At 65.2% G+C, this 16897-nt stretch carries 20 protein-coding genes; 11 read left to right on the top strand and 9 right to left on the bottom strand.

All coding sequences use genetic code 11. The features are described 5' to 3' along the window. A partial coding sequence (locus ACR652_RS20800) for a hypothetical protein (RefSeq protein ID WP_434508382.1) occupies positions 1-275 on the bottom strand: 275 nt, incomplete at its 3' end. 296 nt (positions 276-571) lie between these two features. Here ACR652_RS20800 and ACR652_RS20795 point away from each other — a divergent pair. The 4 genes from ACR652_RS20795 (at position 572) to ACR652_RS20780 (ending at position 4394) form a co-directional block, all read left to right on the top strand. Continuing rightward, a complete protein-coding gene (locus ACR652_RS20795; protein ID WP_434508381.1) occupies positions 572-1186 on the top strand; it encodes a hypothetical protein in 615 nt (204 codons plus the stop codon). 87 nt (positions 1187-1273) lie between these two features. Next, entirely contained in the window at positions 1274-1663 is a 390-nt protein-coding gene (locus ACR652_RS20790) for a copper resistance CopC family protein (protein WP_434508380.1), read from the top strand. Between the two features lie 131 nt (positions 1664-1794). After that, the gene (locus ACR652_RS20785; RefSeq protein WP_434508379.1) at positions 1795-3720 is read left to right on the top strand and encodes a CopD family protein; all 1926 of its coding nucleotides are present in this window, start codon (positions 1795-1797) and stop codon (positions 3718-3720) included. Positions 3721-3776: 56 nt separating this feature from the next. Beyond that, positions 3777-4394, top strand: coding sequence for a copper chaperone PCu(A)C (locus ACR652_RS20780; protein WP_434508385.1), 618 nt, complete (start codon positions 3777-3779; stop codon positions 4392-4394). Positions 4395-4576: 182 nt separating this feature from the next. Here the strand turns inward: ACR652_RS20780 and ACR652_RS20775 are convergent, their stop codons facing one another. Both ACR652_RS20775 and ACR652_RS20770 read right to left on the bottom strand, forming a co-directional pair. Then, positions 4577-4804, bottom strand: coding sequence for a hypothetical protein (locus ACR652_RS20775; RefSeq protein WP_434508378.1), 228 nt, complete (start codon positions 4802-4804; stop codon positions 4577-4579). Positions 4805-4958: 154 nt separating this feature from the next. Next, the gene (locus tag ACR652_RS20770) at positions 4959-6272 is read right to left on the bottom strand and encodes a glycosyltransferase family 87 protein (protein ID WP_434508377.1); all 1314 of its coding nucleotides are present in this window, start codon (positions 6270-6272) and stop codon (positions 4959-4961) included. 164 nt (positions 6273-6436) lie between these two features. On the opposite strand from ACR652_RS20770, the gene ACR652_RS20765 reads away from it, so the two are divergent. From ACR652_RS20765 to ACR652_RS20755, 3 genes are all read left to right on the top strand, one after another. Further along, the gene (locus ACR652_RS20765; protein WP_434508376.1) at positions 6437-7639 is read left to right on the top strand and encodes a pyridoxal phosphate-dependent aminotransferase; all 1203 of its coding nucleotides are present in this window, start codon (positions 6437-6439) and stop codon (positions 7637-7639) included. 166 nt (positions 7640-7805) lie between these two features. Then, positions 7806-8345: an SRPBCC family protein gene (locus ACR652_RS20760; protein WP_434508375.1), complete on the top strand. Its 540-nt coding sequence runs from the start codon at positions 7806-7808 to the stop codon at positions 8343-8345. A gap of 105 nt (positions 8346-8450) precedes the next feature. Beyond that, positions 8451-8669 carry a hypothetical protein gene (locus ACR652_RS20755; RefSeq protein ID WP_434508374.1) on the top strand — a complete coding sequence of 73 codons (219 nt, stop codon included), beginning with the start codon at positions 8451-8453 and terminating at the stop codon, positions 8667-8669. A gap of 54 nt (positions 8670-8723) precedes the next feature. Here the strand turns inward: ACR652_RS20755 and ACR652_RS20750 are convergent, their stop codons facing one another. Both ACR652_RS20750 and ACR652_RS20745 read right to left on the bottom strand, forming a co-directional pair. Next, positions 8724-9320, bottom strand: coding sequence for a superoxide dismutase (locus ACR652_RS20750; RefSeq protein WP_434508373.1), 597 nt, complete (start codon positions 9318-9320; stop codon positions 8724-8726). A gap of 162 nt (positions 9321-9482) precedes the next feature. Beyond that, complete coding sequence (locus ACR652_RS20745) at positions 9483-10091, bottom strand: hypothetical protein (protein WP_434508372.1); 609 nt, start codon at positions 10089-10091, stop codon at positions 9483-9485. A 395-nt stretch (positions 10092-10486) separates the two neighbouring features. Here ACR652_RS20745 and ACR652_RS20740 point away from each other — a divergent pair, with 395 nt between their 5' ends. Continuing rightward, positions 10487-11092 (top strand): hypothetical protein, encoded by a 606-nt coding sequence (locus ACR652_RS20740; RefSeq protein ID WP_434508371.1) that lies wholly within the window; start codon positions 10487-10489, stop codon positions 11090-11092. 103 nt (positions 11093-11195) lie between these two features. Beyond that, the gene (locus ACR652_RS20735) at positions 11196-11591 is read left to right on the top strand and encodes a hypothetical protein (protein WP_434508370.1); all 396 of its coding nucleotides are present in this window, start codon (positions 11196-11198) and stop codon (positions 11589-11591) included. Here the strand turns inward: ACR652_RS20735 and ACR652_RS20730 are convergent. The 3 genes from ACR652_RS20730 to ACR652_RS20720 are packed head-to-tail and all read right to left on the bottom strand — an operon-like array spanning position 11568 to position 14380. Further along, on the bottom strand, positions 11568-12506 hold the full coding sequence (locus tag ACR652_RS20730) for a CBS domain-containing protein (protein ID WP_434508369.1): 939 nt from the start codon (positions 12504-12506) through the stop codon (positions 11568-11570). The genes ACR652_RS20735 and ACR652_RS20730 overlap by 24 nt on opposite strands. Positions 12507-12528: 22 nt before the next feature. Continuing rightward, entirely contained in the window at positions 12529-13326 is a 798-nt protein-coding gene (gene xth / locus ACR652_RS20725) for an exodeoxyribonuclease III (RefSeq protein ID WP_434508368.1), read from the bottom strand. 4 nt (positions 13327-13330) lie between these two features. Further along, positions 13331-14380 (bottom strand): YcjF family protein, encoded by a 1050-nt coding sequence (locus tag ACR652_RS20720; protein ID WP_434508367.1) that lies wholly within the window; start codon positions 14378-14380, stop codon positions 13331-13333. A 271-nt stretch (positions 14381-14651) separates the two neighbouring features. On the opposite strand from ACR652_RS20720, the gene plsY reads away from it, so the two are divergent. Together plsY and dprA are read left to right on the top strand one after the other, a co-directional pair. Beyond that, positions 14652-15245, top strand: a complete 594-nt coding sequence (gene plsY / locus ACR652_RS20715) for a glycerol-3-phosphate 1-O-acyltransferase PlsY (RefSeq protein WP_434508366.1) — start codon at positions 14652-14654, stop codon at positions 15243-15245. Next, on the top strand, positions 15242-16477 hold the full coding sequence (dprA, locus tag ACR652_RS20710; RefSeq protein WP_434508365.1) for a DNA-processing protein DprA: 1236 nt from the start codon (positions 15242-15244) through the stop codon (positions 16475-16477). Before plsY ends, dprA begins: the two co-directional genes overlap by 4 nt. On the opposite strand, the gene ACR652_RS20705 is transcribed toward dprA, so the two are convergent. Further along, positions 16462-16722: a hypothetical protein gene (locus tag ACR652_RS20705; RefSeq protein WP_434508364.1), complete on the bottom strand. Its 261-nt coding sequence runs from the start codon at positions 16720-16722 to the stop codon at positions 16462-16464. The genes dprA and ACR652_RS20705 overlap by 16 nt on opposite strands. Positions 16723-16897: the final 175 nt, after the last annotated feature.

Here is a 16897-nt window from a genome sequence, read left to right as displayed (position 1 = left end):
TCTTCTTCACGCCGGACGGCAAGCGCTTCGCGGCTGAAATCGGCGGCCCGGTGATTCCGAAGTTCGTCGCGGGCGACATGCCCTGATCGAACAACGATCGCTGACATAAACGCCGGCCGGATCGAAAGATCCGGCCGGTTTTCTTTTTGCGCGCAGCGATGCGCGATGACGACGCCATGCGGCGCTTCGGGGGATAGAGGGCGCCGAGCAGCCGGCGAGAGGGTGCTCCGGAGCGTCTGGCGCCGGGCGCGCGCGGGGGGCTCCAGGCGCACCACGGAGGCCGGCAACGCTTGCTCAAGATCAAACGGTGCGTCCTTTAGACGCAAATCAACATTGGGCTTTTCGCTCGCGCCAACGCCTGTTTTGGATGCAGATTAGCGGTCGAAAAGGTGGCGTTTGCGAGCCTGCGAAGCTGTCGCCGTCCGCTGCGAGTTGCGGTAAAGGTTCGAACGGCGGCGCTGTCTTGGCGGCGTCGAAGCGATCGGCGGACGTACGGGGGCGACGCCCGCGGCGGTTCGCCGGAACAAGAATGCAGCGTCGCAAAGGCGCGGGCACATATCGAGGGATGGAAATGATGAATTGGCGTAGCCTTGTCGCCGCCATGTTTGGCGCCGTTCTTTCGTTCGGCGTCGCGTCGTCCGCGCGCGCCGAAGGCGGCGCGGGACCGGAAGCCATGTCCATGGGCAACATGTGCATGGTCATGTTCGGATACGACATGATCCACATCACCGCGTTCCAGCCCGACAAATCCCGTTCGGAATATTGCAGCGAGATTCCCGCGACGGGACGGACGATCATGGCGTTCGACATCGAGACGCCGGCGTTCCGCGATCTTCCGCTGGAATTGCGGATCATCCGCGATCCGCTCGTGCCGCTCACGAAGGACACCGATCTCGAGGCGTTGACCGAACTGCACATCCCCGCCAAGAAATATTCAAAGGGGACGTTCAGCATCGAGCATAATTTTACGAGCAATGGCCATTACATCGGCCTTGTGACCTTGACCCGCGAAGATGGCCGGCAGGAGACCGAACAATTCAAGTTCATGGTCGGCGAAACGCTCTGGGCCTGGGTGCCGCAGATCGCCGGGACCGTGCTGATCGCCGGCATGGTGTTCGTCTATTGGAAGCACACGCATCCGTCTTCCAAGAAGGCCGAGGCGCCCGCCGAGACCGTCGAGTCTTGAAGCCGGAACAAGGCGACCGCATCTGAAAGGGACGCGGTCGCGTCTATCGAAAACAGCAAGAGAGGCTGGCGCCTCGGGGGAAATGTCATGAACGGACTGGTTAATTCTCCTCGCCGCGCGATCGGCGTTCTGTCCGGCGGGCTTGTCGCCGCTTTTCTGATGGCGGGTTCCGCGCTCGCGCATTCCTTCCTGGTCGAAGCGACGCCATCGTCGAAAGATCATGTCGCCACGTCGCCAAAGACGATCAAGCTGCGATTTGGCGGCGGCGTCGAGCCCAAATATTCCAAGCTCACGGTAGAAAACGCGGACGGCAAGGTGCTCGGCGAAGGCTCCATCGGCGTTCCCGACAAGCCGCGCGAGCTCTCCATGGACTCCCCCGACCTCGCGCCGGGCAAATATGTCGTGCGCTATCGCGTGCTGTCCGTCGACGGGCATGTGGTCGAGGGGAACTACGAATTCACCGTCGATCCGAAGTAGCTCCGCGAACGGGTTGCGGCGTTCGGGCAGGGCGCCTCGACTCGCGCGCCGAGGCGCCGCCCGGTTTCGTCGTCACGGCGGCGTGACGGCCTCCAACAGTCATCAGAGCGGGTAAAAGCGAGAAGCGAAACATGTATCTTTCTCTCGCGTTCGTGCGTTTCCTCGAGAGCATGCCGGCGGCGCTGGCGGTCGGTCTGCTGCTGTTGCCGCGGCTGATCGGCGAGGATGGCGGGCGGTTCAAAATCCCGGTGGCGGCGGCGGCGGTGTTCCGGGCGGCGCTCGGTTTCGCGCTGCTGTATCTCATCGCGCGCCAGATCATTCCCCCCGAGCGGCCGATCGATTCGCCTCTCCTCTGGGAGTTCACCTTCGGCACGAGCGTGGGCAAGGCGTGGATCGCCACGCAGGCCGTCGCCTTTGCCTTCGCGGGCCTGGCCGTCGCGCGGCTGTTCGTGAGTTCGGATCTGCTCGACCGCGTCACGCTGTGGACGGGCGTCGGCGTTCTCGCCATTGTCTCCGTGACGGGCCACGCCATCGATGACGGCCTGCCGGTCTGGACGCAGGCGAGCTTCCTTCTGCATACGGCGGCGGGTCTGACCTGGCTGGGCGGCCTGCTCGGCCTGATCTGGTGGATGTTCACCGCTCACAAGAAGCCGCCGGAAGTCGCGGCGCAACTTGCCGAACGCTGGTCCATGGTCGCCAAGGTGGCGGTGGGCCTTGTCGCCGTCACCGGCGTGGCCATGGCCTATGAAAATGTCGGCAGCGTGCCGAACATGCTGGCGACCCCTTACGGCCGGCTACTCACATTGAAGCTGGCGCTTCTCTGCGCTGTCCTTTTCTGCGCTCTCGCCATCGTCCGCTACATGCACAAGCGTCCGGCTGGTGAGTTCAATGTCGACTGGGTCGGCAAGATCGGCAGCCTGGAAGCGGTGTTCGGCCTGGGGCTTCTCGGGATCGCCGGCTATATCGCGGTGATCACCCCGGCCTCGCATGAGACGGACATTTACTGGCCGCTGCCGTTCCGTCTGTCCTACATCGCCACCTGGGGGCAGAAGCCGGTCTTCCCGTCGCCGATCTGGTGGTGGGGCATTGCGGGGGGCGTGTTGGCGGTCGCCGCGGCGGCTGTGTGGTTCGCGCCGGCGACTCGCGAGAAACGGCTCTACGCCACCCCGGCCGCGACCCTTGCGGCGCTGTTCTGCCTGGCGGTCTCCTTCTCGACCGAGGCGTACACCGACACCTACAACGACCCGACGCAGGATTTCACAGCCGAGTCCGTCTCGCGCGGCATGACGGCCTTCGCGGATAATTGCGTGCCCTGTCACGGCCCCATGGGCGAGGGCAACGGCCCCATGTCCAAGGATCTGAAAAACGCCCAGGGCCTCAAGGTGGAGCCGGCCGACCTCACCGCGCCGCATGTCGGAACGCATACGATCGGCGATATTTTCCACTGGCTGACCTATGGCGGCCAGAGCGGGGTCATGCCGGGCTTCAACCACGTTCTCGACGTGGACGATCGCTGGGACATGATCAACTATCTGTTGATGCTTTCGAGCACGAACCGGTCCCGGTTCATCGCCCCGCAGGCGATGATCCAGTGGCTGATCGCGCCGGACTTCGCCCTCGTCGATCCGAAGGAGGAGACCACGACCTTCTTCAAGCTGCGCGGCAAGCCGACGCTTCTGTCCTTCGCCCGCTGCACGGGGACCGGCGAGGAGAGGACCGCGCTGGACGCGAGCCTGATCAGGGCGGCCGACGCGGCCAAAGCCGCTGGCGCCAACCATGTCACGGTCTATACGGGCGATTGCCCGGCGGCCGCCAAGGGTCGCGAGGCTTTGCGTCCGGCTGCGGTCGAGAAAGCCTATTCGATCATCAACCGCTATCCGAACGTGCCCTACACGCCGGAAATCAGCCAGGCGCATTTCCTGATCGATCGGTCAGGCTATGTGCGCGCGCGATTCCGGCAGTTCGGGGAGGACGACGGCAGCGCGACGCAGTTTTCCGCGCAGGCGTCGATTCTGGCGCAGGAGCCCATCGTCGAGATCAATCTGCACTCGCACTGACGCTTGGCGGAGATTTGATGAGCCGGCGCATCAGCCGGCCGTTTCAGGAGGAAGAGATGATGATCAGGCGGCGTGATCTTTTGGCGTCTGGCGGCTCCTTGTTCGCCGGCGCCGCTCTGGGCGTTTTCGTTCCGGCCGGCGCCGCGCAGGCGCATGAATATGACGTCGGCAAGCTGAAGGTCGAACATCCCTGGATCCGCGCGCCCGCCGACGGGGACAACAAGTCGTCTTTCTACGCCTTCCTGCACAATAATGGCGACACGCCCGACAAGCTCGTGGCGGTGAAGGTCGAGAAATTCGGCAAGTCGGTGATCCATGGCGACGCCAAGAATCTCGAGCTCGAGGCGCCTGTCGTCCTCCCGCCGAAGTCGACGGTGACCATGGCTCCCGGCGGCGTCTATGTCGCGTTGCTCGACGCCAAGAAGCATCTTGAGGTCGGCTGGGGGCTCGAAATGACCCTCGTCTTCGAAAAGGCGGGGGAGGTTGTCATCGATGCGGCGATCGACGCGCCGGACGCCCAGCACGCCCATGACGCCGAGGCTATGGAGCGCTGGGAGAAGGCGCACAACAAGGACACCTCCGGCCCGAAAGATGGTGGTCACGAGGGGCATCAGGGCCATGACGGCCATGAGCACCATCATCATGAGGACATGAAGCCCGGGGCCGGCCAGTAAGCAGGTTGGGCGCGGCGCGACCGCGCCCATGCCGACGGCGGGGCCGAGCGGTCCGTATCAGCGTGTCGCGATCTTCTTCAGAGGCGCGTCGTCAGGGCGGCCGGCGCTAAAAAGCTCATGACAAAACAATACGCGCGCCGGGTGGGCGCGCGTAGCTCGCGGAGGATGATGAAGGGGCCCGTTCAGCGGTCGACGCTGACCAATCGGCCGGCAAACGGCGCGCTATCCGCGACCGGGGACATGCTCGGAGTCGGGTCGATGGGCATGGCGAAGCCAAGAACAAAGGCTGCCAACGCCATCGCGGCGACAAGAAGGATCGACACGCGGAACTGACGGCGCGCCGATTCACGGTCAAAGCTGCTCGCAAACGCGGGCTCAATCTGATCGTCGAACTTATCAACGAGCGACATTGTGACTCTTCCTCTCGGGGTGTTCGCCCTTATTTCTCTCGTCCGCCGGGGCTCTCCCTCAGCCGCGCCAGACCAGTCTGGACCGTTTCCAGTCCTCGCCTTTGCCTTAGTAACGACGATCAAGCTGAAAAGTTGCATCGCCGGATCAGAATTTTCATAAAAAATTAACCTTTGGCGAGATCAGGGTTAAAAAACGGCAAAGCCGACCTTTGCAATTGTCGACAATGGATTGGCGCGCATCAGCCCCGACCGCCGGCGCCGTCGGGCCATCGCCGTGGTCGATCAGGGGGAAACTGTAACGCGCCGTCGAGAGGAAGAGCAGGATGATCGCGGCCGCGCCCAATGGCAGCGGCAGGACGCTCGCGACCGGCCGCGCGAGGAGCGGCGCGACATAGGCGACGGCCAGCGCGGATTTTTCGTAAGGCCGGAAGCCGCTTTCCAGTCCATGCGCCAGGAGCAGCGCCAGCGCCGGCGCCAGCGCCATCATGTCGTAGTCGAGCGAATAGGGCGTCGTGAGAAAGAGCGCGGCAATGACCCCCGCCGCCTTGATGCGTGCGTCGACGCGAGATCGCAGGAGCGGCAGGAGCAGGCTGAGGGCGACGGCGGCTGCGAGAGTCTGGGCGGCGTAGGCGGCCGGGACGCCGCCGCCCATCAGCCGCACGGCGGCGAAGACGCTCTGAATTTTCTCGAAGCCCGTCGCGCCCTCTTCGACAATGGCGCGGGTGAAGCCGAGACTGTCAAAGAAGGCGCGCCAGCTCGCGAGGCCGAAGGCGGCGAGGCTTGCGGCGGTCATTGCGGCCAGCGTCGCGGCGCCGGCCGCGAGGGCGCGCCAATGACCTCCGATCAGCAGGGCCAGCGGCAGGGTCAGGCCGAATTGCGGCTTGTAGGCGAGTAGCGCGAAGAGGCCGCCGGCGAGGAGCGGGCGCCGGTCCAGCAGAACGAAGCCGCCGCCGAGAAGGGCGGCGGTGAGGAACCCATTCTGTCCGTGCCCGAGGTTGACGATCACGGCCGGATAGGCGAGCGCGGCCACGGCGATGGACGCCGGGGTCAGACCCGAGCCACGCAGGATCGCAAGGATCGATACGAGGTAGAGCGCCAGAGTGGCGCATTGCCAGAGCGTCAGGGCCTCGAGATAGGGGAGGCGCGCGAGAATCGCGGCGGGCGCCAGGAAATAGGGCGGGTAATGCCAGCCGAAGATCCCTTTTTCGGGTCCGAAGTGGGAGCGCTGCGCCGCCGCATGAAGCCGGATGTCGAAGGGCGCCTCCGGATGGCCGGCGAGCGCCTCCTTGCCGGCGACCCAGACCTGGCTGAAATCCGCGCCCAGCGGCAGATTGTTGGGACCGACGCCGCCCTGGGACGCAGCGATGACGAAGGCGACGGCGACGAAGGCGAACGCCAGCAGCATCAGCGGATAGACGCGCAACCTCTCCGGCGTGAGCCAATCCCCGCTTCGCAGCGCCGCCATCATGCCAGCCGCTCCCGCCTTCTACCGTAAGCTTGAGGTCTAGCCCGATAGCACGGGTGTGTTAATGAGCCGCAACGCCCTGCGGGCTTGGGCTGCGGATTTTCATTGCCGGTCGGCTCCCCACAAATTATGGTGCAACGCACACTCCCCCTTCAGGACGTAACGCAATGACATTCCTCGCTCACGCTCTCTCGCGCGTAAAACCCTCCGCCACGATCGCCGTGACGCAGAAAGCGCGCGATCTGAAAGCGCAGGGGCGGGAGGTGATCAGCCTTTCGGTCGGGGAGCCGGATTTCGACACGCCGGAGCATATCCGCACGGCGGCCAAGGCGGCCATCGATCGCGGCGAGACGCGTTACACGCCGGTGCTCGGCATTCCGCAGCTTCGCGAGGCCGTGGCCCGCAAGTTCAAGCGCGAGAACGGGCTCGACTACAAGGCGTCCGACACGATCGTCGCGACGGGCGGCAAGCACATTCTGTTCAACGCCTTTCTCGCCACCATCAATCACGGCGACGAGGTGATCGTCACGGCGCCCTACTGGGTGAGCTATCCGGAGATGGTCGCCATCTGCGGCGGCAAGACGGTCTTCGTCGATACGAAGATGGAGGACGGTTTCAAGCTCCAGCCGGAGGCGCTCGAGGCGGCCATCACGCCCAGAACCAAATGGCTCGTGCTCAATTCGCCGTCCAACCCCTCGGGCGCCGCCTACAGCTACGATGAGATGAAGAAGGTGACGGACGTGCTGCTGCGTCATCCGCAGGTGCATGTGCTCACCGACGACATCTACGAGCACCTGGTGTACGGCGACTTCAAATTCGTGACGCCCGCGCAGGTCGAGCCGAATCTCATGGAGCGCACGCTGACCATGAATGGCGTCTCCAAGGCTTACGCCATGACCGGCTGGCGCATTGGCTATGCCGCCGGCCCGAGCCATCTGATCAAGGCCATGGACCTGCTCCAGGGCCAGCAGACCTCGGGCGCCTGCTCCATCGCGCAATGGGCGGCGGTCGAGGCGCTCAATGGCCCGCAGGAGCATCTCGCGACCTTCCGCAAAGCCTTCCAGGAGCGGCGCGACCTCGTCGTGTCGATGCTCAACCAGGCCAAGTATCTGCGCTGCCCGACGCCGGAAGGCCCCTTCTATGTCTTCCCCTCCTGCGCGGAGGCGATCGGCCGCAAGACGCCGTCCGGCAAGATCATCGAATCGGACGAGGACTTCGTCACCGAGCTTCTGGAGGCGGAGGGCGTCGCCGTGGTGCAGGGCTCTGCGTTCGGAACCGGGCCGAATTTCCGCGTGTCCTACGCGGCCTCGGCGCTCGTGCTCGAGAAGGCCTGCGCCAAGATCCAGTCGTTCTGCGCCAGCCTCAAGTAAACAGGCTGGCGCCGCGCGCCGTCGCAGGTCGACGAGCCCGGCGCCGCCTTGCGCTTGTGTGACGGCCCGCCCGCGCGGGCCGTCACCCGCCAGCTTTGCGCCCTTCCGTCCCCCGCCTTACAATAAGGAAAAGCGTGGCGTTTCGGCCGCGCCGGGAGGACGTCGCATGACCTTTATTCTTTTGCTCGTGCTGTCGGCGGTCAGCGCGCTGATCGCTTATGTCTCGCTTCAGCCCAACACCTTCCGCATCGCGCGCTCCGCCGTGATCGACGCGCCGGCGCAGCGCATCTATCCGCTGATCAACGACCTCCACGAGTGGCCGCGCTGGTCGCCATGGTCGCGGCTCCATCCCCAACAGACCGTGACCTATGACGGCTCGCCGCTGGGCGCCGGGGCGATCATGAGCTGGGCCGGCGACAAGAAGGTGGGCGCCGGCAAGATGAAGATCGCCGAGAGCAGCCAGAACGAGCGCATCCGCATCAAGATCCAGTTCCTGAAACCGATGAAGGCGATCCATGACGTTCAGTTCGATCTCAAGCCGCTCAGCGAGACGCGCACGGAAGTCGTCTGGACCATGTCCGGCAGGAACGAGTTTCTTGCCAAGGCCATCCACGCCTTCATGAACATGGACAGGATGGTGGGCGGCCAGTTCGAAGAGGGGCTCGCCAATCTGAAGGCGCTGGTGGAAACGCCGGCCGAGGCGTAGCCGCCGGGGATTGGCAGGCGTGACGGAAAGGTTCTAGGGTTGGCGCGTTAAGCCGCGCGAGGCGTCCCGGCGGCGCCGACGCGTCGACAGACAGGGAGCATTTCAATGAAACAACTGCTGATGGCCGGGCTGGGCCTGCTGACCTTCGCCGCGACGCTCACCATTGAACCGCAAGACGCGAACGCCGTCGTCTGCGCGAGGGGGGTGTATCGCGCCGGCTGCGCCGGCTATCGGGGCGCGGCCGTCGTCCGCCGCCCGGTGGCGCCAGGCCGCGTCTGCCGCACGGTCTGGACCCGCGGCGTGCGCCGCACGGTCTGCAACTGAGGATTTGGCGCGCGGCAGGTTCCCACCGCCGCGCGCAAGATTGCTGCGAAACGCTTACTTCGCGGCGTCGAGCATTTCCTCGACATGTTCCCAATTGACCAGATGGTCGAGGAACGCCTTGAGGTAGTCGGCGCGACGATTGCGATAGTCGATATAGTAGGAGTGTTCCCACACATCGGCGACGAGCAGCGGCTGCGCGCCATGAACCAGCGGGTTCTCGGCGTTGGGGGTCTTGCGAATGGCGGCCTTGCCGTCCTTGAGCTCCAGCCACACCCAGCCCGAGCCGAACTGCCCGAGGCCTTCCTTCTGGAACTCTTCCTTGAACTTGTCGAAGGAGCCGAAGCTGTCGACGAGCAGCTTCTCGATCTTGCCCGGCGCCGCGCCGCCGCCATTCGGCTTCATCCACTTCCAGTAATGGTGGTGGTTGTAGTGCTGCGCGACATTGTTGAAGATCGGCGTGTTTTTGCCGAAGGAGCCGACGATCACCTCTTCGATCGGCTTGCCGTCGAACTCGGTGCCCTTGATCAGATTATTGGCGTTCGTGACATAGGTCGCGTGATGCTTGTCGTGGTGATATTCGAAAGATTCGCGCGAGAGATAGGGCTGCAGGGCGTCATAAGCGTAGGGGAGATCTTCAAGCGTAAACGACATCAATCGTCTCCTGAACAGGATGGGACTCACGGCCCCGCGTTTAACTAGACCCGGCGCCAGTGCGCGGCAACAAGCAATAGGGGGTCCAGTTAAGGCGCCGACGACGACGAAAATGGCCCGGCGCGGGCCGGGCCATTCCTTTTTCCGAGACTGCCCGAGCGATCAGGCGGGGGCGTTGGCGGTCTCCGCCGCCTTGTGGGCCTTCGCGCGCAGCGCCAGGAGCATGACTCCCACCAGAGCAAAGAAGCCGACGCCGTAAAGGATGTATTCGATCATTCCCCAGAAGGTGTAGAGGCCCACGCCGAACGGGAATTGCGAGACCCATTCATTGCCGAGATCGTCGCGCACCGTCACGATTGCGACATAGCGGCCCGCGTCCTTGAAATCGTGCTCGAAGGTCATGATGCCGTTGCGGTAGACCTTGGGCTCGTGGAAGGCCACGGTCACCGCGTCGAGAGTGTCCTTGCCCACGGGCGCGCCCGTGTCCTTGATGATCCGCGCGCCAATCGCCATGTCGCGCAACTCCGGCGAGACGGCCGTCAGCGCGATGACGGTCGGGCCGGTCTGGCCGACGTCCTGACAGAATTCCTGCTCCTCGCCCGAGCGCTGATAGGCGATGAAATGCATCGTGCTCGGCCCCAACCGGAGCACGCATTCATCCTGCTCCAGCTTGACGCCGCCATGCGCCTGCGCGCCGGAGGGCGCAAGGCCGAGAGCGGCGAACAGACCAAACGCCGCGGCCGCGAGGCCGCGCTTCAACAAACCCTTCATGCTCGTCTCCTCATCAAGACATGACATCCGACCAAAAGGTCCGGCGGCGCCCTCGCCGCCGTCCGCCGCTCTGTCTGGCCGATAACAAAAGCTTTGTATGAGGTGGACGTTTTACTATGCGTCATCAAGACGCAGACTTATAAAATATTACAAGCGATTGAAATCAAACTGGAAAATTGAAAACAGTGGCGAGAGCTTGTGCGCAATATCTTGTAAAACGCCAAGCTTGCAACCATATATTTTGAAAAAAGACCTTGGCTGTGGGCGGGTCGGTTCAGAGTATAGAGTTAAAGTATATCCGCGCTCCCCATGTGCAACGGCCTTCTCGCCCTCCAGCTTGCGCGCCCGCGTGCGGGTCATGTTAAAAGGAGCCGGAAACAACCGACGGGATCGAGATGAAGCGGAATCTGTCCGGAGGGGGCGTGACCATCGCCGGCCTGCTCCTCGCTGGCGCCGGCGCCTATGCCATGTGGACGGGCTGGGACATGATCCTGCTGGAGCGCGGCTGGAGCCTGTTCATCTCCGGCGCCGCCATGCTGTCCGGCGGCGTTGTGACCATGGCGCTCGGGTGCGTGATCGCGCATCTGGCGCGTCTGTCGACCCAGCTCCAGCCAGCCGCCGCCAACGCCCCGGCGAAAGCGGAGGCTCGGGGGCAGGGCGCCGCCGAGGCGCCAGCCGCCCGGCCGAAACCCGAAGCGCGTTCCGCCAAACAGGAAGCGACGCCCGCCTTTGCGCCGGCAGCCCTCCCGCCCAAGCCGGCCGAGGCGCAGACGCCGGAGCCAATCGCCAGGCCGGATGACGCGCCGGGTCTGTCGGCGCTCTTCCCCGTCGTGGCCGAGTCGGGGACGGAGGAGCCCACAGAGGTCGACCGTTACGAGGCGGGCGGCGCCACATACATCATGATGTCGGACGGGTCTGTCGAAGTGCGCGGCCCGAACGGCCGGCAGCGCTACCCGACAATCGCCGCGCTGAAAGCCGATTCCGGCCTTCGCTCAAACTAGGGCGCCCCGCCGCAAACGCGAATTTACCAAAGGCCACGGTTGAGGTAAGCTTCCCGGCGACCTGTCCGAGAGGAACTCATATGATCGCAAGGCCGCCGCGACTATGACCAGGGTCGTTTTGGCCGTGATCCGCTTCATCTTGTCCCTGTCGGCGACGGCCGCGCCCGCTGTGATCTTCATTCTTCTGCTGGGCGTCCCCGAGCGGGCGCTCATCGTGGCGCTCGCGGCGCCCATCGCGATCGTGCCGGTCGCCCTGAAATATTGGTTCGGCGCGGTTGGCGCCCTGGCGTCGACCTTCGCGCTCGCCTGCGCGCTTCTCTTTCTGACGTATCGTTTCGTCGTTGGGGATGATGAGCCATTCGAGGCGCTGAAACTTGCCGTCCCTTACATACTGGCCGGATGTGCGCTGCTCACGTTGGGCATGGCCTTCGACGCGCTCGTCATCGAGAGATGCTGGCGCTGGGTCGGCCTAAAATCAGGCGCCCGAGCCCCAGATTAGAAACAGCGCCGCATCGCCTGGCAGCCCCTCTGGAAACTCGATGATCTGCGCGGCGATCTTGAAGCCGCGAGGGTGGAGCTCATTGCGCCAGCGCCGGAAAACGTCGGCCGGCTCTCCGCGCAGCGTGTCGGGCCAATGCGCATCGGGCGCGTTGATCGCGCGTCCGCCATCCGCGCAGAGTTGCGAGGGAAAGCGGATGAGCAGGCTTTCGGTGAGCCCGTTCCCGGCCGCCGCGCGCGCCTTCGCGAGCATCTCGCGCCAGTCGGCGTCGGTGAGCCGCTGCGCGGCAAGGTCGCGTATGCGCTGCTCGCGCAGAGCTTCGGCGGCGCGCCGCTGCTCCGTGCGCTCGGTCTCCAGGAGCCGTTCGTGCTCCGAGACGAGCGCGCGAAAGTCCGAGGCGGTCGCAATGTCACAGAACGCAGGCTCGCTTTGAGCCACCTTCACCAAGGCGCCGTCCTTTTGGTCGAGCGTCTTGTCGCCGCCGCCATTCGCCAACGCCGCCATGACCTCGCGGCGGAGCAACACGCCGACGAGCTTGTGGCCGTCGACGACCGGCATGCGCTTGAGGCGATGCTCCTCCATCACCTTTTCGACCTCGGCGAGCCGCGCCTCGCAAGGCACGAAGATCGGCGGCGCCGTCATGATCTCCCGCAGCGCCTTGCCATTGCCGCGAAACGGAAGAACTTTCGGCCGGTTGCGCAGCAGGAACTCGGGGATCGGCCCGAGATCGGCGGAGAGCGGCGGGCGCGCCTTTTCGAGATCGCTGCGCGTGACAACGCCGATGGGCGTGAGATTGTCGTCGACGATCGCCACCACGCCGGCAGGCGTGGCGGCGAGCGCTTTCGCGACATAGTCGAGGTCGGCGTCCGTGGTCACATAAACGAGGCCGCGCCGCATCAGATCGCAGGCGAGCATGGGATCTCCCGCTAGTTGGCGATCACTCCGAAAGTTCGATCGTCACTGGCACATGGTCGGAGGGTCGCTCCCATCCGCGCGCTTCCGTGAGAACGTCCAGCCTTGCCAGCGCGCCGCCAAGCGCCTCGCTGACAAGAATGTGATCGAGCCGGCGCCCGCGGTTGGACGCGGCCCAATCCGCCGCACGATAGCTCCACCAGGTGTAAAGTTTCTCCTCCGCCGGCACGAAATGGCGCATGGCGTCGATCCATCGTCCCGCCTGCAAGACGCTCGTGAGCTTCTCCACCTCGACGGGCGTGTGGCTGACGACCTTGAGAAGCGCCTTGTGGCTCCAGACGTCATGTTCGAGCGGCGCGATGTTCAGATCGCCAACGAGCGCGACGCGGCCTTTCGCGGCGCCCTTCTGGCCCCAGTCGGTCATTTCATCGAGGAAGCTGAGCTTGTGCGCGAATTTCGGATTGATCTCAACGTCCGGCTCGTCGCCGCCGGCGGGCACGTAGAAATTATGCAGCGTGATCGGACCGCCCGCCGCCTCGATCTCCACGGAGATGTGGCGCGCATCGCCCTTTTCGCAGAAGTCCCGCTTTTCGATGAGACGCAGCGGTTCTTTGGAAATGACCGCGACGCCGTGATAGCCTTTCTGTCCGTTGATCGCGGCGTGCTTGTAGCCGAGCGCGGCGAAATCCTTCATCGGGAATTCGGCGTCGCGGCATTTGGTTTCCTGCAGGCAAAGGACGTCCGGCGCCCGCGTCTTGAGAAAATGCGCGACGAGCGGCATGCGCAGCCGCACGGAATTGATGTTCCAGGTCGTGATCTTCAAATCTTCAGGCCTTGGTCTTGTCGCCGCCGAACAGGAAGGGCGCGACGTCTTTCACGCCGGGCTGCTTTTCGGTGACGAAGGGAGTGGGCCGGCACACCGCCATGGCGGAGAGGCCGACGCGCGCGGTGAGCAAGCCGTTGAGCACGCCTTCGCCAAGCTTGGCGGAGATACGCGCCGCAACGCCGTGCCCCAGCACTTGCTGAAGCAGTGTGTCGCCGACCGCGACCGTGCCGGTGATGGCGAGATGCGCGCCGACGGAGCGCGCGAGCTTGAAAAAGCCGAGCAGGCCGGGACGGCCGCCATAGATTTCCGAAATGCGGCGCATCAGCACGATGGCCTGTCCGGCGACGAAAATCACATCGAGCACCGCGCGCGGGCTCACGGCCGTCACGACGGAAACGCGCTTGGCGGCGGCGGCGATTTCGCGCCGCGCCTGCTCGTCGAGCGGCGCGACGAGATTGCGCTCGGCAAGGTCGATCAGATCCTTGCCGTCCATGATCTGCTTGACGTAATCCTTCATCATCGCGCGTGGCCGCGCCAGATCGGCGCGCGGTTCATACAGCGCGCAAAGTTCGAGGACGCGCCCGCTGGCGGCGTTGAAATCATTGGCCGCACGCGCCTGCGACAACGCGGCGTGCAGCTTGGCGACCCGGTTTTGCAGCAGGATCGAACGCACTTCGCGCGCGATGAACACCAGCGCGGCGGCGGCGGCGGCCAGCGCGAGCGCGAGGCCGATGGAGCCCAGCAAGGCGGAATGGGTGAACAGATCTTCGACGAAATTCCAGGCCCACACGCTGATCGCCAGCGTGATCAACCCGCTCAGCGCAGACAGGAAGACGCCGCCGGGCGAGAAGATGTAGCGGTCGAGAATGCCCCGCGCACGGGCGGCGGCGGCGGCTTCCTCGCCGCCCGGCGCGCCGTCGACCAGCTCCGCCGCCTCGGCGAAAACGTCGATCTCGGGTTCGATGACCTCGGGGGTCGGCTTCGACGTCACCGTCTCGTCGCCCTGGAGGCGGAAGGCGCGCGGGCGGGATTTGCGCTCGGAATTGCTCATGCGGCTCTTGTCCGGTTTCGAAGATCACCCTTTAGCGCTTTCGGCCGCAAAACGGGAGGCGCCTTTGCGCCAAAACGCCGCCACCCGCGCGGCGGTCGGGCCCGGCCGCTCTCCGTTCCCGCGAAGCATAAGGGACGAAACGAGAAAACGCTTGTTCTCCGCCAACATGTTGGCCAAGGAAGGAGCGCCGGAGCGCGGCTTGCGGTCCGGCCAAGCCTCCGTTAGCATTCGCCGCGCCTTGCCGGCGTCACGAAAAGAGTTTGTGTTTCCCATGACCTTCTTTCTGTCCGACGCCCTCTCGCTGGCCATCGGTTATCTGCTCGGCTCGATCCCTTTCGGACTTCTGCTGACGAAGACCGCCGGCGCCGGCGATCTCCGCTCGATCGGCTCCGGCAATATCGGCGCGACCAACGTGTTGCGCACCGGCCGCAAGGATCTCGCCGCCGCGACTCTTCTGCTCGACGCGCTGAAGGGAACCGCCGCCGTTGTCATCGGGTCGATGCTGTCGCCGGAAGGCGCCATCCTCGCCGCCTTCGCCGCCTTCGTCGGCCATATCGCGCCGGTCTGGCTCAATTTCAGGGGCGGGAAGGGCGTCGCCACCTTCCTCGGTTGCCTGTTCGGCCTGTACTGGCCGGTGGGTCTCGCCTTTTGCGGCGTCTGGCTCGCGGTCGCCGCGATCACGCGTTATTCGTCGCTCTCGGCGCTCGTCGCCAGCATCGTCGCGCCCGTGCTGCTGTTCGCGCTGGGGCGCGGGGGCGAGGCCTTCGTCGTCGGCGCGATGGCGGCGCTGCTGTGGCGCAAGCACGCGGAAAATATCGCCCGTCTGCGCGCCGGCTCGGAAAGTCGCATCGGACAAAAGGGATGAGCGCAGCGGGCCGGCGTCTCACCGACGCGCAACTCGTCGATTGGCTGCGGCTCATCCGCAGCGAGAACATCGGCCCGCGCACCTTCCGTCAGCTCGTCAATCGCTTTGGCGGCGCCAGCGCCGCGCTGGAGGCGCTGCCGGAACTCGCAAAGAAAACCTTGCGCGGTCGCGCCATCGGCATTGCGACGCTCGATGACGTGCTGCGCGAGATCGACGCTGCAACCAGGCTCGGCGCGCGCTTCGTCACCACCGCGGACCCCGACTATCCCCCGCTCTTGCGCGAGATCCATGACGCGCCGCCGGTGCTGTCCGTTCGCGGCGCGGTCGGCGTCAGCCAGCGCGACGGCGTCGCGCTTGTCGGCTCGCGCAACGCTTCGGCGGTTGGGCTCGCCTTCGCCGAACGGCTGGCGCGCACGCTGGCGCGGGCCGACTATGTGGTCGTCTCCGGTCTCGCGCGCGGCATCGACGCCATTGCCCATCGCGCGACGCTCGACACCGGCACGATCGCCGTGCTCGCGGGCGGACAGGCGCGGCCTTACCCCGCCGAACACGAGCGGCTCATCGAGGAGATCGCGGAACGCGGGCTCGTCGTGTCGGAAATGCCGATCGAATGGGAGCCGCGCGGGCGTGACTTCCCGCGCCGCAACCGCATCATTTCTGGATTGAGCCGCGCCGTGATCGTGGTCGAGGCGGCGCGCCGCTCCGGCTCGCTGATCACAGCGCGATTCGCCAATGAGCAGGGGCGGGAGGTGTTCGCCGTGCCCGGTTCGCCGCTCGATCCGCGCGCGGAAGGGACAAATGACCTGCTCCGGCAGGGCGCCACGCTCTGCGCGCGGCCCGAGGATGTGATTGACGCTCTGGCGGCGGGAGGGCCGCGTCCGGCCGGCTCGCTACTCGACGACGACAGCTTCGCGCCGGATGAGCCGCTTTACGACGAGCTGGATCTCTTCCCCGCTCAGGGCAGTCTCGCCTTCGAGGAGAGCGCCCCGCCGAATGCCGATTTCGCGGTCGTCGAGTCGCCCGTCGAAGTCGCGCCGGGTCCTCCGCCCACGGACGCCCGGGCGCTTGTCCTGTCGCTGCTCGGTCCGGCGCCTGTGCCCGTGGATGAACTGATCCGCATGGCCGGGCTTTCGGCGCGCGACGTGCAGGGGGCGCTGATGGAGCTCGACCTGGATGGTCGCCTGGAGCGGCACGGCGCCAGCGGTGTCTCGCTCCTTTATGCGCCCGACTGAGGCGGCTTCTCCCGCTCGACGGCGTAGCCGCCCAGTTCTCTGGCGCGAATTTCCGCTTCCACGCGCGCAAGGTTGAGGAAATAGGCCACCATCTGGAGTTCCGCGCCCGCGGCCAGATGCGAGAGCTCCGACGACATGTCCGCGATGTAGCTCGCCATCCCGGCGGCGTCCTCCGACGCGCGCCGCGCCGCGACCACGTCCGAAGACTCAGGTGAAGCGCTTTGAGACGCAGTCGATCTGGCCATCGGTATGCCTCCGTGGGACGTAGGGTCGACCAAAAGCTTGAACTCAACCTTAACGTGTAATTTTTATTAAAGCCACGCTATGGGAAGTCAAGGAGCATTTTCCATGACGATAGGCGGCAGAGGGGGCCGCCTCGCCCTCGCCGGCAGCGTTGAAAGACGTAAACTCGCAGGAGCG

Origin of the sequence: Methylocystis sp. (genome assembly GCF_051061225.1) — a bacterium.
GTDB lineage: Bacteria > Pseudomonadota > Alphaproteobacteria > Rhizobiales > Beijerinckiaceae > Methylocystis.
Note: the sequence above shows the minus strand (reverse complement) of the source record. Positions and strands in the feature narration are given on the sequence as shown.

Coding starts and splice junctions, on each gene's coding strand:
- ACR652_RS20795 (WP_434508381.1), top strand. CDS start 572: ATGATGAATTGGCGTAGCCTTGTCGCCGCCATGTTTGGCGCCGTTCTT.
- ACR652_RS20790 (WP_434508380.1), top strand. CDS start 1,274: ATGAACGGACTGGTTAATTCTCCTCGCCGCGCGATCGGCGTTCTGTCC.
- ACR652_RS20780 (WP_434508385.1), top strand. CDS start 3,777: ATGATGATCAGGCGGCGTGATCTTTTGGCGTCTGGCGGCTCCTTGTTC.
- plsY (WP_434508366.1), top strand. CDS start 14,652: ATGACCTTCTTTCTGTCCGACGCCCTCTCGCTGGCCATCGGTTATCTG.
- ACR652_RS20720 (WP_434508367.1), bottom strand. CDS start 14,380: ATGAGCAATTCCGAGCGCAAATCCCGCCCGCGCGCCTTCCGCCTCCAG.
- ACR652_RS20740 (WP_434508371.1), top strand. CDS start 10,487: ATGAAGCGGAATCTGTCCGGAGGGGGCGTGACCATCGCCGGCCTGCTC.
- ACR652_RS20745 (WP_434508372.1), bottom strand. CDS start 10,091: ATGAAGGGTTTGTTGAAGCGCGGCCTCGCGGCCGCGGCGTTTGGTCTG.
- ACR652_RS20750 (WP_434508373.1), bottom strand. CDS start 9,320: ATGTCGTTTACGCTTGAAGATCTCCCCTACGCTTATGACGCCCTGCAG.
- ACR652_RS20730 (WP_434508369.1), bottom strand. CDS start 12,506: ATGCTCGCCTGCGATCTGATGCGGCGCGGCCTCGTTTATGTGACCACG.
- ACR652_RS20760 (WP_434508375.1), top strand. CDS start 7,806: ATGACCTTTATTCTTTTGCTCGTGCTGTCGGCGGTCAGCGCGCTGATC.
- ACR652_RS20735 (WP_434508370.1), top strand. CDS start 11,196: ATGACCAGGGTCGTTTTGGCCGTGATCCGCTTCATCTTGTCCCTGTCG.
- dprA (WP_434508365.1), top strand. CDS start 15,242: ATGAGCGCAGCGGGCCGGCGTCTCACCGACGCGCAACTCGTCGATTGG.
- ACR652_RS20785 (WP_434508379.1), top strand. CDS start 1,795: ATGTATCTTTCTCTCGCGTTCGTGCGTTTCCTCGAGAGCATGCCGGCG.
- ACR652_RS20705 (WP_434508364.1), bottom strand. CDS start 16,722: ATGGCCAGATCGACTGCGTCTCAAAGCGCTTCACCTGAGTCTTCGGAC.
- ACR652_RS20775 (WP_434508378.1), bottom strand. CDS start 4,804: ATGTCGCTCGTTGATAAGTTCGACGATCAGATTGAGCCCGCGTTTGCG.
- ACR652_RS20755 (WP_434508374.1), top strand. CDS start 8,451: ATGAAACAACTGCTGATGGCCGGGCTGGGCCTGCTGACCTTCGCCGCG.
- ACR652_RS20765 (WP_434508376.1), top strand. CDS start 6,437: ATGACATTCCTCGCTCACGCTCTCTCGCGCGTAAAACCCTCCGCCACG.
- ACR652_RS20770 (WP_434508377.1), bottom strand. CDS start 6,272: ATGATGGCGGCGCTGCGAAGCGGGGATTGGCTCACGCCGGAGAGGTTG.